The sequence below is a fragment of the Caballeronia sp. GAFFF2 genome (assembly GCF_023631485.1).
In the GTDB taxonomy this organism is placed as follows: Bacteria; Pseudomonadota; Gammaproteobacteria; order Burkholderiales; family Burkholderiaceae; genus Caballeronia.
The window spans coordinates 62,265-75,346 of sequence record NZ_JALQDA010000049.1 but is presented as its reverse complement, the minus strand read 5'-3'; the positions used below and the strand labels follow the sequence as shown (position 1 = coordinate 75,346).

Below are 13,082 nucleotides of genomic sequence, written 5' to 3'. Positions count from 1 at the left end.
GAGGGTATGAACTACACGCCGTACAACCTGACGGAGTTTGTGGTCCGTGACAAATATGGGAATCGAGCCAGTGGAGGCGGGGATCTGCCGCCAGGGTCAGGCGAAGGAAGTTTGAGTTGTTGTTACAAGCTAAAGGGAACGGAGTTCACGGTCGAGTGGGAAGTCTATGACATGGAAGAATTCTCTAAAGACATCTATGCGCCCATAAAAAAGATCAAAAAATTGACCACGGTTCATCTTGATCCTGTGAAGAGGTCTGACCGAGCGGGCAACGACGTCTTGGCTGTGCACTTCTATCCAGACGACCATGTTGAATTCGAGTTTCGCAATGACTTTAGCGGCTCTCGAATCGAATATGGAAAGGTCGATGAGTGGTTTCAAACGAAATACGGCAAGGCTGCAAACCCAGACGATCTTGACTGGGCTGCCGCCTACCGTCGAACCACACGTGTGGCTGTTCAAGGCTGGCTGAAATACCGCTTCACCGACTCCGTCGATCTTGAGCAGTACGTGTACTACACGTTGCTTGTCAATCCGAAGTTTGACGAACACCCGGCGGTGCAGCGCATCGTCATGGAGTCGAAGGGCAAGCCCGGAGCGTTTGGTCTTGCAATGCAGAAGCTGCCTGCAGATGTTGTGCGCGAGATTAAGAGCAACAAATTCGATCATTTGGCAAACGGAAGCAAAGTTGGCCAAGCCGATTCAATTTGATCTTGCTAACCGCGTGCGGCGTCGCTGGTTGAACGCGGTTGTTGCAAGCAAAAGTGCTTGCCCTATCTATCTGGTGGAATGGTGAACTAACGCAATCATGCGCATACGAATGAACCTTTCAAGTTTGATGAAACACATCTTTGTTTTGCTTGTGGCAACCGTCTTTCTTGCGGGCTGCGACTTTTTTTCATCTGAGCCAGTGTATGGCGGGTTGAGTGCAGAGGGTATGAACTACACGCCGTACAACCTGACGGAGTTTGTGGTCCGTGACAAATATGGGAATCGAGCCAGTGGAGGCGGGGATCTGCCGCCAGGGTCAGGCGAAGGAAGTTTGAGTTGTTGTTACAAGCTGAAGGGAACGGAGTTCACGGTCGAGTGGGAAGTCTATGACATGGAAGAATTCTCTAAAGACATCTATGCGCCCATAAAAAAGATCAAAAAAGTGACCACGGTTCATCTTGATCCTGTGAAGAGGTCTGACCGGGCCGGCAACGACGTCTTGGCTGTGCACTTCTATCCAGACGACCATGTTGAATTCGAGTTTCGCAATGACTTTAGCGGCTCTCGATTTGACTATGGAGAGGTCGATGAGTGGTTTCAGACGAAATACGGCAAGGCTGCAAATCCAGACGATCTTGACTGGGCTGCCGCCTACCGTCGAACCACGCGTGTGGCTGTTCAAGGCTGGCTGAAATACCGCTTCACCGACTCCGTCGATCTTGAGCAGTACGTGTACTACACGTTGCTCGTCAATCCGAAATTTGACGAACACCCGGCGGTGCAGCGCATCGTCATGGAGTCGAAGGGCAAGCCCGGAGCGTTTGGCCTTGCAATGCAGAAGCTGCCTGCAGATGTTGTGCGCGAGATTAAGAGCAACAAGTTTATCCATGCCGCAGGTGGAAGTAAGAATGGCTAATACGAACGAAATCGATGCTGCAGATCGCACGCCTCTTGATGTGCTGGACGCGATTGGCGCCAACACGAAGGCTTATCCTTCCGATGACTGCATCCCATGCGGTGCGGTAATTCACATCGGATTCTTTTTTGATGGATTTGGCCGACACCGTGATCATGATGACCCATCGACGTCGCGGTATTCGAATATCTGCCGGCTTTGGGAAGCACACCGAGAAAACAAGGATCGACGCCGTGGGAAGACCCCCAATCAGTTTTGGTACCGACTCTACTACTCCGGCCTGGGCACGGACCTCAACAAAGAAGCCAAAGACGGCGAAATCGTATCCGCGCTGACGAGCAAGGTCGTGAGTGCGGCTCAAGGTCAGGTATCGAACGCAAAGAAGATTGGCGAAAAAATCACCGGCATCGACCGTCTCCAGCTCGATCCGAAGAGCGCCATTACCGACGGATTCAAAAAAGGTTTGGAGGAGCATTCCTATCGCCCTGTCGTGGATGCATACGATGGACTCGTCAAAGAGGCGAAGGCGTTGCGTACCAACGCCGGACGCGTCTTGCGCTTCTTCAGGACCGGCGCCGTGCTCGACCGTGGCCGCGCGGCCGGGCGCATCCTCGCCAAGGACGCGATGAAAAGCGGCCGTCAGATCCTTTTCGATCTCAGGAAGAATCCGATGAAGGTTGGCTGGGCAGTGGCGGGCGAGCTGTTCAAATGTTCGTTCGACGTGGTTCCTATTCTCAGGGACAACTCAGTGGTCGCGCGGCTTTTGGGCACCGGGGTCGAGCCGCGCCTTCAGGCGGCCAAGACCCAGTTTGAGAAAGCGATTGAGGACGCGAGGGCAAGGATGCCCAAGGTCCAGCACGTCAAGGTGTCTGTGTTCGGCGCGGATCGCGGTTGCGTCCTTGCGAGGGCCTTGCTGAATGACCTGAGCGCGACATACAAACATCCGAGCGAAGCCATACTGGAATACAAGATTCCAAAGGACCCGAACGGCGCCACCATTCCTATCGAGATCGTGTTCGTCGGTTTGCTCGACGCGGTGTCGTCGTTGGTCCAGGAGAATGCGCTGATCAGCATGGTGCCCTTGGTCGGGGCAATCAAGCAGAATTACGGCGACCAAATGCTTGGCGTGCCGCAGGCAGTTCAGCGCTGCGTTCACTTTGCCGCCGCGCACGAACTGCGCTTCTATCAACGGCTCGACAGCCTGGAAAATACGCGCGGCCTGCAATATCTTTACCCCGGCACGAGCGAAGACATAACTGGCGGCGCACCGCCGGGATCGCTCGGCGCGCGCGCGGAGCTTCAGCGCGTCGTCCTGCGCGACATGCTGAACGAAGCGCTTATAAATGGCGCAGCGATGGACACGATGGAAAATCTCCAGCACTTCAAGGGGGATACATTCCAAAAATTCACCTTGGCAAACCCCATCACTGACGGCCAGAACACGTACAAGATCTGGGAACTGATGAAGGCCTACCGTGAGATGGTGCCCTACGTCGCGCGTCTGAATTTTGTCGATCACATGCAGGTCTTTTTACGCTGGATGGCGGTTCGCTATACATCGTCCGAATTTCGTGCCACCGTCACCAACCAGTTCGACGCGCTGGCTGCAAAGCATGAAGCCATTCTGAAGGAACGCAACGACGCGACTGCTGCTTATCTCGCCTTGCGCAAGCAATTTCCGGTGCCGGATTCGATCACCTTAGGCAAGGCGCAGAACCGCATGGAGGCGGCAAGGAGCGCTGAAATGGAGGCGTTGCGCGACGCCAGCGCCGAGAAAGCGAGACCGTCGGTCGGTGTGTGGGAGCGTATCCAGGCGGAGTCGACGGACATGATCCAACGCGACACCGCTTTGGCCGGCATGCGCCGCGCGGTGAATCAAGCGCGCGCCGGTGTACAGATCGGCGAACAGCCTTATGACGCGGACCCGGAGTTTGGCGCATCGATCATCGAGGAACACATGGACGCGATGATCAGCGCCGAGCAGCAAAGCCTGGTTCAGGCGTGGAAGATGGGGCTGTCGGGCAAGAACCCGCTTCCGCCCAAGGTCATGGCGCTGTTCGATCTTCTCGTGCACGACACCATGCTCACGAGCTGGCAGGACCATGTGCTGTCTTCCTCGCTTTATTTCCGGTTGCGCGGAGTCGATGCGTTCGGCTCGACCGACTACGAGGCCGAGGAGAAAGCGCGCAAGCGTACGGAAGAGAACGCGAGCCGCGCGTCGCAGATCAACCGTGGCATGAACCCCGCGCCGCGACCTCCCGCCCGTGTTTGAACGTGGCGGCCATGGCCATGTGTTGCGTAAGCCATGACCACTTGATTATTTTCTCCTCGGACCAGACATGCCAGGAATTATCCGCATAGGCGACCGCCATACCGGCGACGGCGCCGTCACGCAAGGTTCAGCAACCTGCGTTTTCATGGGACGCGCGGTTGCGCGCCTGCATGATCGTGTCACGTGTCCCCGCCACGGTGACAACCGTATTGCTTCGGCAACCTCAGGGGCTTTCGATAACGGTTTGGAGATCGCGCAACACAACGACCGCTGCGAATGCGGTTGTCGTCTGATCTCGTCACTTCCAAATAGCGGCAAAAGCTAAGCATGGCGCTGGACCTGGATAACCTTCCACCGGAACGCGCCGAACCTGACGAGCCGCCATCGAGGTTCGTCTGGACGGTGGTCTTCTTCGTCCTGACGATCGCCGGAATCTTTGGCGTGATGGCGTTGTGGCCGCGCGCAGAACCAATGCAGACGCCCTTGTTCTGGACTTGCCTTGTGCTGTATCCAACGGGCCTCGCCGCGTTTGTCGTTTCACGTCGGTTCAGCATTCACGAGAGGCAGTGTCTCGATGCGCGGGACTGGAATGAGGCACGAAAGCGGTACAACGAGAAGTTGTTCGCACGCGAAAGCATTCCGATGGCCGTGCTCGCCACGGCCATCCGCGTAACGGATGACGAGACAGCGAAACTCGTGACAAAGATAGAAGAAAACGCGTTGACACTCGAGGCTCAGGCATCGGAGCTCATGGAGGACGCATCGGTAACGGCGCGGTGGCTCCAACCAGACGACGCGCTCTTTGCCGTCGACGATAAGGAGCGCCACGGCCTGCTGTTGTCCTGGCTCTTCGACCAACTTATCGGCGAACTTGCGGACCGCCTCGGGTCGCTTCCGGATGATTTTCCGCTGCGCGTCCTTCTCGATATCGGGGGCTATATCGGGGAGGCAGACGCAAAAACGACCTGGGAAGGCATATGGGCGCGTCATGAGTTGCGTCAGGCGGAAACGACGTACACGCTAGTGCCCGTTGATCTGATGACGGTCGATCAATGGCTCGACGATACGAGTGGCGCCTTGCATCTCTACGCGGTCCTGCTGATTTCGGTATCGCTTCAGAGCATGTTGGATGGAGCGCCCAACGCAGGCGAGGCCGAGGCGGGCGTCGCGCTTCTCGTGGCCTCGCATGGATTAGCGGCCGAGCATCGACTCATGCCCGTCGCGCACATGCATCGCCCATTGAATTCGGCGCGGACCCATCTCGACAGCGCGCTCACACATGCGCTGCAATGGGCAAAAGCCGACGCGCCGTCGTTGGAGTCGGTCTGGATGACCGGATTCGACGGCGAATCGGTCGGGCCTTTGCACTCATCCCTGAGCCACGTTGGCGTGCGTGAGGCAGGCGAAGATCCGCTGACGGAATTCAATCTCGACGGCACGGTGGGACGAGCGGGGAGATCGGCCGACTGGCTCGCCGTAGCGTGCGGGGCGAACAGAGCGGACCGGTTGAGCGCGCCGCAACTCGTCGCCCGTAGCGCCGGCGAACACTTTCACATGGCTGTGGTGCAAAACAGCCGTAATAAGCAGAAAGACGAATGACTCGTAAATTCAAGCTAGACTTTTTAGCCACGCTATCCCTCGTGATCTTGCCCGGCATGCTGGTCTGGGTACGGCCTCAGTGGGTCGGGATCTCAGCTGACAGTCGTGGAGCTGTCATAGCAGCACTGTGCGCAATTTTCATCGTGCTATGGCTCGTGCTCAGTTATAGCGAAGCGTCGCGTGCGGCCGTGGCTTATCGCGCGGTGAAAGACTGGATGCTCAAACACGGCGGTGCGTCCGATGACGCCGCGCAGGGGGCCACGAAGCCAGACGTTGGTGATTTCAGCGATCTCAGGCAATGGCTAGTCGAGCAGCACGGCTGGCGCTGGCGTTGGCGCGAGCGTTGGATCCTGGTTGTCGGCGACGGGGAAGTAGTTCGGCGCGTGGCGCCTACGCTCTTCAAGTTCGGGTATGCCAGCGCGGGAGGCGCGGTTCTTCTTTACGCGAAGCAGACAGACAGTGCCCCAGATGTGCAGCATCTTGCCGCGTTGCGCCGATTGCGCCGCCGCCGTCCAGTGGACGCGGTCGTTGCGCTAACCGTCGCCCGTGCGACGGGCCACGATATGTTCGATGTTCAAAGCGTCTCGCAAGCGCTGGCACGTGTCGCGCGCGTGCTTCGCTGGTCTGCTCCGGTGTATTTGCTGAATGCGGAGCCATTGCAGGCGAGTCCGTCTCATACAGATGAGCCGCCGGTCGGGCTTACCTGGTCGCGCCCGCGTATGGCTTCCGATTTCGTCGGCTCGGCACTACATGACCTCACCGGCGAATTGGCAAACGCCGGGGTGATGCGTCTGTCGAAAAACCCTGCAGATCGATATCTGGCGGAATTGTCGCAGCACATAAGCACAGCACGGGAATCGCTGAAGCATCTCGTGACAGGCGCTTCACGGTCGCACGATGCTATTCGCGGGCTTTTCTTCACACCGCTGGACATACCCGCGGGACCGACAGAGTATCCGCGCGAGGCCGCGCGCCACCACGCCGGTGTGCCCGAAGCGTCGAATCGAACGCTATGGCAAACCATCGCGAACCACAGTCGCAAAGCTTACGGCAGGCGCGTGGGCCTCTCGTCGTCGAGTGTGGCCGCATATCTCGTCAGCGCTGTCGCCGTACTATGGTTTATCGGCTCGATAATTTCCGGCATGTCGAACCGCGCAACCATGCGGGACGTTGCGTCGACGTTGAGCAAGGTTTCTTCGCCGCGCGACCAGACGCAAGCCTTGCTCGCCCTGGATGCTCTTGACAAACAACTCGACACGCTTGAAATACACCGCCAGCTCGGCGCTCCGTGGCTCGCTCGTTTCGGCCTGAACCGTGACGCCGCTCTTTATGAAGCGCTTTCCCCGGTTTATCAAAGCGTCGCCTCGCGCGTACTGATCGATCCGATCAAGGCAAGACTCGAATCTCGCCTTCAGCAACTCGCTTCCCTGTCCGATGCCGAAATCGCCAGCGGTGGCAACACACAGGTCCAGGCCGCGTACGACACGCTCAAGGCGTATTTGATGCTCGCCCATCCCGAGCATGCCGACGCGTCGTTTATCGCCACACAGTTGCTGACGACGAATGCGCCAGCGCGTCCGCAGAATGCGTCAGTGACGGCGGGCACTTGGGAAGACTTGCGCCAACAGGCCGTCTGGTTTTACGCGAGGCACCTTAAGCGCGGATCGGCGTCAGCCATCGCGCCTGACATCACGCTTGTCGCGGCGACGCGGCAGACGATCATCGGCGTGCGCGGCATCCAGAATTCGACAGACGCGATCTATCAGCAGATCATCGACGAGACGAAACCGAAATATCCGCCGATGACGTTGGCAACCTTGCTCGGCGATCACCCAAGCCGAGGCTTGTTCAACACGAGCGCGACTGTTCCGGGCGTTTTTACGCGTGCCGCGTGGGACGAACGCATCCCAAAGGCGATCGATGAGGCGAGCGAACAGCGCGCGGTGACGGGCGACTGGGTGCTGTCTGACGCGAAACTTGATAACACCGCGCCGTCAACGCTCAAAACCGAACTCCGTCAACGTTACTTCGATGACTACGCGCGCGCGTGGCAGCAGTTTTTGAACAGCATTCGCTGGCAAAACGCTTCGTCGTTATCTGGCACGGTCGATCAATTGACGCTGCTCGGCGACCCGCAACGCTCGCCGCTGGTCGCACTAATGAACGCTCTCGTTTTTCAGGCAAGTGCGGACGCATCGACGCAATCAATATCGGACGCTCTGATTTCGAAGGCGCAACATCTTGTAGGCAAGGACGAAAAGGACCCGTCCAAGCAGATGCAGCCATCACTTTTGCCGCTGGCAAGCGCGTTCGGTCCTATTCTGCGTCTGACTGGCAGCGAGTTCGCAAGCAACGCACCCGCCAATGCCAGAACCACGCTGCAACTCGTGAGCGATCTGAGCTTGGCTCGCTATCTTGAGCGTGTCACCGCAATGCGTCTGAAGACGCAACAAATGATGGCCAGTCCCGACCCCGACGGCATGTCGCGCGTCGCCGCTCAAGCCGTGCTACAGGGTAGAACGTCCGATATCGCCGATAGTCGCGATCATGCGAGCCGTCTCTCTGCGAGCTTGGGCGAACAATGGTCGGGTTTCGGCCGGCTTTTCGAAGCCCCGCTTGACCAGACGTGGCAAGTGGTCGTGCAACCGGCATCGTCCAGTCTGAACGAAGTCTGGCGCACATCCATCCTTGCTGACTGGAATCACAGCTTCGGCGGCCGCTATCCGTTTGCGGACTCCGACAACGATGCATCGCTGCCCGATATGGCGCACTTCATGCGCATGGACAACGGCGTGATAGCGCAGTTCGTCACGACGCAGCTTGCGGGCGTGATCGAACGTCAGGGCGACCACTGGGTCGCCACGCAAGGCGTGAATCAAGGCACGCTCATGCTTGATCCGGCGTTTCTCGTCGCGCTCAACAAGCTCTCGCGCGTAGCAAGGGTCGTGTTTCCCTCTGGCGATGCGCGGGCGCGGTATGAACTACGCGGCGTGCCGACGCCGGGCATCACTGATTTGACGCTGGTGACATCGGGTCAACAGTTGCACTACTTCAATCAGATGGAGCAATGGGAGCCGTTCGAATGGCCGGGGCAAGCCCTGGACAACACCGCACAACTTCAATGGCAAACGGAGGCAGGCGGTTTGCGCTCGACCATGTACGCACAAGGGCGTTTCGCGCTGATTCGTCTGCTCGAACGTGCGAAGGTCTCGCAACAAGATAACGCGCGTTATCTGCTCTCGTGGACGCCGGATCAGAGTCTTACGCCGCCGCTGTCGGTTCAACTTCGCGCGGAGACGGGCGCTGGACCGCTGGATGTGCTTGTGCTACGGCACTTCGCCCTGCCTGAGCGCATCTTCATGTCAGGCGCGGCGAAGCAAGCATCTGTATCGCCGGGGCGGACGCCACCACCGTTGCCGCCCGGCGCGCTTGCCGCCGCGCAGAAGATCGGCGTCGCGTTGCCGGACAAAGAATGACGACTTCGCTGGGGTCAGGTCACGAAGCGTAAGAAGACTTCAGCATGCATGGATCACACGGCGATCACGACTTCGGTGCGTTACCCGCTGCCTCTTGCTTACGCATCGGCATGCCGTCGATGGTCGTGAACAATTCGCGCGATGCAATCGGCTCGCGCGATTCGAGCTTCACGCCGCCGTCCTTGCCAACGAGCACCGCGCGAAACGCGCCGGGTTTGACGCCGTATCGTCGACGCAATGCATCGGCGGAATCGCTTGCGCCTTGCACGTCGTTGCCGATTACTTCGATCACTTGCAGGTCGCGTTGCGTGTAGCCATCGCTCGCATCCTGAACTGATGCGCGTTGCTTCGCGAATGCGGCGGAACTGACGTCATCGGCGAAAACGACGAGCAGACGCTTATGCCATGTGTACTGTTCGATGGAAGATATTGCAGCGCTTCCGGCTGCTTGCGAGGTATTGGTCACGCCCAAGAGCAGGCTTGCAGCTACGGTTGCGGGAATGAGATAGCGGTTCATTGGCGGCTTCCTGTGCGGTTTATTTTTGTGCACGCAGGAAGCGCGCCAACGACGTTACAGCCTTTCAAGCGTGCGCAAGACTTGGCCAGAAATCTACTTAACCGCGAGCTTGTCCTGCGTCTTCGCTTCAAAGTCGCCAGCATCATGCCGCTCATGCAACTGGCTCGAAAGCTCGCCGAAGGTCCGGTTTACCATGCGGCCGCGTTGCACGGCGGGACGCGCACCGATTGCATCGGCCCAACGTCGCACATGCTCGTATTCATGCACGGCGAGAAACTCGGCGGCACTGTAAATCCAGCCATTCACGAGACCGCCGTACCACGGAAAGATGGCGATATCGGCGATGGTGTATTCGTCGCCCGCAATGTACCGGCTCTCCGCAAGCCTCCGGTCGAGCACGTCGAGCTGACGCTTCACCTCCATGGCGAAGCGGTTGATCGGATACTCCATCTTGCTCGGCGCATAAGCATAGAAGTGACCGAAGCCGCCGCCAAGATACGGCGCGCTGCCCATCTGCCAGAAAAGCCACGAGAGACACTCGGCGCGTTCCGCCGCGCTGGTCGGCATGAATGCGCCAAACTTGTCCGCGAGATACAGGAGGATGGCGCCGGATTCGAACACGCGCACGGGCTTGGGGCCGCTGTGGTCGATCAGCGCGGGTATCTTCGAATTGGGATTGGCTTGGACGAAGCCGCTGCCGAACTGGTCGCCGTCGCCGATCTTGATGAGCCAGGCATCGTATTCCGCGCCATTGTGACCCGCGGCGAGCAGTTCCTCCAGCATCGCCGTGACCTTGACGCCGTTGGGCGTGGCAAGCGAATAAAGCTGCAGCGGATGCTTGCCGACCGGTAGATCCTTTTCATGCGTCGGCCCCGCGATTGGACGGTTGATGCTTGCAAACTGCCCGCCGCTTTCCTTGTCCCAGGTCCAGACCTTGGGCGGTACGTATTCGGGTGAATCGCTCATGCTGCAGCCTCCTTCGCGTCAGGTTTTCAATGTCGCCCGAGGTTAGCAGGTCGGGTAAAAACCTGCTCGACACGAAGGAGGCTCGGCCGTTCAAGCGTGCAAGAAGCGGTGCGCCTGCAGCGCTTTCCAGTACGTGATGAAGCGTCCCGCGAACATCCCGGCGACGACGCCCGACACGAGTGCGTCGATGGATGCATAGGTTCCGAGGAGCGCCGTATCCGTCACCGTTGCCATCTCGAATCCGAGCCAGAACTTGGCGGCGAAGATGGCGAGGATCAGCAAGAGCGGCACGACCGAACCCGGCAGCGTGACGGTGCGCGCCACCATATCGACGGAAAAGCGCGTGCGCGTCGCGTTGAACACGCCCGCCGCGATGCCCGCAAAAATCCCGACGATCCACGCGCTCACCGCAAAGAGGCTCGCGTGCGGATTGTGAGCCAAATGCACGAGGCCGAAGCCCGCGAAGATCAGCGGGATGATCGCCAGCTTGTACAGCGGCGTGGTACCGCCTTTCATTGCCTTCACGCCGCGCGAAATCAGATAAGCCAGCAGCAGCCAGACCCAGACCGGCGTGCCATGAACGATCATTTGCAGTGTCATTTTCGTTTCTCCTTCAGTCGGATGATTCGTTGTCGAGCAGATGAAGGCATCGTAGAGCGGCTGAATTAGAGAAGAATGAGAGCGCGCGAGCGTTCGCGGCGCGGTCGTTTAACATGGTCGCCATCGCTCGAACGCGTCAAGGAGACTGCCATGAAGAAGCTCATCAACAATCCCGCCGATGTCGTGCGCGAGATGCTCGAAGGCGTCGCGCGGCAGTCGCCGCACTTAGCCATCCTCGGCAATGAAAACGTGATCGTGCAGCGTGCGCAGCACGAAGCGAAGGACCGGCAGGTCGCCGTCATCTCGGGCGGAGGCAGCGGTCACGAACCCGCACACGGCGGCTATGTCGGCGCGGGCATGCTGAGCGCGGCGGTATGCGGTGAAGTCTTCACCTCGCCGCCCACGGATGCCGTGCTCGCCGCGATCCGCGCTTGTGCCGGTCCGCGCGGCGCGGTGCTGATCGTGAAGAACTACACGGGCGACCGCCTTAACTTCGGTCTCGCGGCGGAACTGGCGCGCGCGGAAGGCATTCCGGTCGAAGTGGTCATCGTGGCCGACGACGTCTCGCTGCGCAAACAGGCCGCGCGCAATCAGCGGCGCGGTATCGCGGGAACCGTGCTCGTCCACAAGGTCACAGGCGCGGCCGCCTCGCGCGGATCGTCGCTCGAAGAGGTCGCGGCGATCGCGCGCCATGCGGCGGCCAATCTCGGCACCATGGGCGTCGCGCTCGATGGCTGCACGCTGCCGGGTGTCGAAAAGTCCAGCTTCACGCTCGCCGACGACGAGATCGAACTTGGTCTCGGCATCCATGGAGAAAAGGGCGTGGAGCGCACCGCGCCGCTGCCCGCCGACCAACTGACCGACGTTCTGCTCACGAATATCATCGACGATCTCGCGCTCGAAAGCGGCGAGCGCGTCGCACTGCTCGTGAACGGCCTTGGCGCAACGCCGCAAATGGAACTGGATGTCGTGTTGCGCGCCGCCTTCGACAATCTGTCGCGGCGCGAGATTCACGTCGAGCGCGCATGGTCGGGCACGCTGCTGTCGGCGCTCAATATGCCGGGCTGCTCCGTTTCGCTGTTGCGTGTCGATGACGCGACGCTCGGTCTGCTCGATGCCGCGACCGAAGCGCGCGCGTGGCCGGGCGGCGGCGCGGTCGGACGGGAAATCCGTATCGCTATGGCGGCCGATACCGTCGCGGAGCGGCCCGGAATCGCGCGGGAAAGCGACGGCGGCTGGGCGCGGGTCATCGAGCCGGCGCTTCAGTCGGTGGCGCGTGCGCTGATCGACAACGAACCGCGCCTGACCGAACTCGATTCCCTCGCCGGCGACGGCGATCTCGGTGCGAGCATGAAACGCGCGGCGGACGCGATCCTCGGCGTGCCGGGATCGGCGCTCGGCACGCCGGACGGCGCGCTTGCCGCGCTCGGGGCGTCCTTGCGCCGGGCGATAGCGGGAAGCTCCGGCCCGTTCTACGCGACGGCGCTCTTGCGCGCGTCGCGCCATCTCGCGGGAGTCGCGCAACCGAAGCCGGCCGATTGGGCCGCCGCGTTCAGGGAAGCGGTGCAGGCCATCAGCGACCTGGGCGGCGCGAAGGCGGGCGACCGCACCATGCTCGACGCGCTGTTCCCCGCATCGGCGACATTCGAAGCGGTATTGAACGAAGGAAAGTCCGCGCGAGACGCCTGGGAAGCGGCTTTATCGGCCGCTGAAGAGGGCGCGCAGGTCACGGCGAGCATGACGCCTCGGGCGGGTCGCGCAAGCTATCTGGGCGAGCGCGCCGTGGGTTCGCCCGATGGCGGCGCGGTCGCGGTGACGTACTGGCTCCGCGCGCTCGCGCCGCATATCGTCGTGCGGTGATCCGCCGCGCGCGGCCGTAACGCGAGGTCCGCGTAACGTAGCAAGCGCCCATCGCTTTGGTTTCCTCATGCCGCCCGAGCGTTGCCCGGCGCGGCTTGCAGGCGATCGGCGGCCCGTGCGCCGCAATTGGCATGGTCTCTGCATTGTCTGGTGTGCACCGTAGCG

General features: G+C 60.2%; 10 protein-coding genes. 7 read left to right on the top strand and 3 right to left on the bottom strand.

All coding sequences use genetic code 11. The annotated features are described in order from the left end of the window. The 6 genes from NCT04_RS32230 to NCT04_RS32205 all read left to right on the top strand — a co-directional run. The coding region (locus tag NCT04_RS32230; protein WP_250469887.1) for a DUF3304 domain-containing protein at nt 1–711 on the top strand (711 nt) is incomplete at its 5' end. Between the two features lie 109 nt (nt 712–820). After that, on the top strand, nt 821–1,627 hold the full coding sequence (locus tag NCT04_RS32225; protein ID WP_250469886.1) for a DUF3304 domain-containing protein: 807 nt from the start codon (nt 821–823) through the stop codon (nt 1,625–1,627). After that, nucleotides 1,620–3,899: a DUF2235 domain-containing protein gene (locus NCT04_RS32220; RefSeq protein WP_250469885.1), complete on the top strand. Its 2,280-nt coding sequence runs from the start codon at nt 1,620–1,622 to the stop codon at nt 3,897–3,899. Before NCT04_RS32225 ends, NCT04_RS32220 begins: the two co-directional genes overlap by 8 nt. Before the next feature lie 67 nt (nt 3,900–3,966). After that, the gene (locus NCT04_RS32215; RefSeq protein ID WP_284503508.1) at nt 3,967–4,224 is read left to right on the top strand and encodes a PAAR domain-containing protein; all 258 of its coding nucleotides are present in this window, start codon (nt 3,967–3,969) and stop codon (nt 4,222–4,224) included. Nucleotides 4,225–4,226: 2 nt separating this feature from the next. Continuing rightward, nucleotides 4,227–5,498, top strand: coding sequence for a KPHS_23130 family T6SS system protein (locus tag NCT04_RS32210; RefSeq protein ID WP_250469884.1), 1,272 nt, complete (start codon nt 4,227–4,229; stop codon nt 5,496–5,498). Next, nucleotides 5,495–8,974, top strand: coding sequence for an ImcF-related family protein (locus tag NCT04_RS32205; RefSeq protein ID WP_250469883.1), 3,480 nt, complete (start codon nt 5,495–5,497; stop codon nt 8,972–8,974). Before NCT04_RS32210 ends, NCT04_RS32205 begins: the two co-directional genes overlap by 4 nt. Before the next feature lie 64 nt (nt 8,975–9,038). Here NCT04_RS32205 and NCT04_RS32200 read toward each other — a convergent pair whose 3' ends face one another. The 3 genes from NCT04_RS32200 to NCT04_RS32190 all read right to left on the bottom strand — a co-directional run bounded on the left by NCT04_RS32200 (nt 9,039) and on the right by NCT04_RS32190 (nt 11,057). Further along, nucleotides 9,039–9,491, bottom strand: coding sequence for a DUF4174 domain-containing protein (locus tag NCT04_RS32200; RefSeq protein WP_250469882.1), 453 nt, complete (start codon nt 9,489–9,491; stop codon nt 9,039–9,041). A 93-nt stretch (nt 9,492–9,584) separates the two neighbouring features. Beyond that, nucleotides 9,585–10,457: a glutathione-dependent disulfide-bond oxidoreductase gene (gene yghU / locus NCT04_RS32195; RefSeq protein WP_250469881.1), complete on the bottom strand. Its 873-nt coding sequence runs from the start codon at nt 10,455–10,457 to the stop codon at nt 9,585–9,587. Nucleotides 10,458–10,547: 90 nt separating this feature from the next. Next, a complete protein-coding gene (locus tag NCT04_RS32190; protein WP_250469880.1) occupies nt 10,548–11,057 on the bottom strand; it encodes a DUF6622 family protein in 510 nt (169 codons plus the stop codon). A 150-nt stretch (nt 11,058–11,207) separates the two neighbouring features. Between NCT04_RS32190 and NCT04_RS32185 the strand changes: the two genes are divergently transcribed. Further along, the gene (locus NCT04_RS32185) at nt 11,208–12,917 is read left to right on the top strand and encodes a dihydroxyacetone kinase family protein (protein ID WP_250469879.1); all 1,710 of its coding nucleotides are present in this window, start codon (nt 11,208–11,210) and stop codon (nt 12,915–12,917) included. Nucleotides 12,918–13,082 lie beyond the last annotated feature (165 nt).

What these genes read in the sequence shown, in the direction of transcription:
- NCT04_RS32225 (WP_250469886.1), top strand. Translation starts at nt 821, where the DNA reads ATGAACCTTTCAAGTTTGATGAAACACATCTTTGTTTTGCTTGTGGCA.
- NCT04_RS32220 (WP_250469885.1), top strand. Translation starts at nt 1,620, where the DNA reads ATGGCTAATACGAACGAAATCGATGCTGCAGATCGCACGCCTCTTGAT.
- NCT04_RS32215 (WP_284503508.1), top strand. Translation starts at nt 3,967, where the DNA reads ATGCCAGGAATTATCCGCATAGGCGACCGCCATACCGGCGACGGCGCC.
- NCT04_RS32210 (WP_250469884.1), top strand. Translation starts at nt 4,227, where the DNA reads ATGGCGCTGGACCTGGATAACCTTCCACCGGAACGCGCCGAACCTGAC.
- NCT04_RS32205 (WP_250469883.1), top strand. Translation starts at nt 5,495, where the DNA reads ATGACTCGTAAATTCAAGCTAGACTTTTTAGCCACGCTATCCCTCGTG.
- NCT04_RS32200 (WP_250469882.1), bottom strand. Translation starts at nt 9,491, where the DNA reads ATGAACCGCTATCTCATTCCCGCAACCGTAGCTGCAAGCCTGCTCTTG.
- yghU (WP_250469881.1), bottom strand. Translation starts at nt 10,457, where the DNA reads ATGAGCGATTCACCCGAATACGTACCGCCCAAGGTCTGGACCTGGGAC.
- NCT04_RS32190 (WP_250469880.1), bottom strand. Translation starts at nt 11,057, where the DNA reads ATGACACTGCAAATGATCGTTCATGGCACGCCGGTCTGGGTCTGGCTG.
- NCT04_RS32185 (WP_250469879.1), top strand. Translation starts at nt 11,208, where the DNA reads ATGAAGAAGCTCATCAACAATCCCGCCGATGTCGTGCGCGAGATGCTC.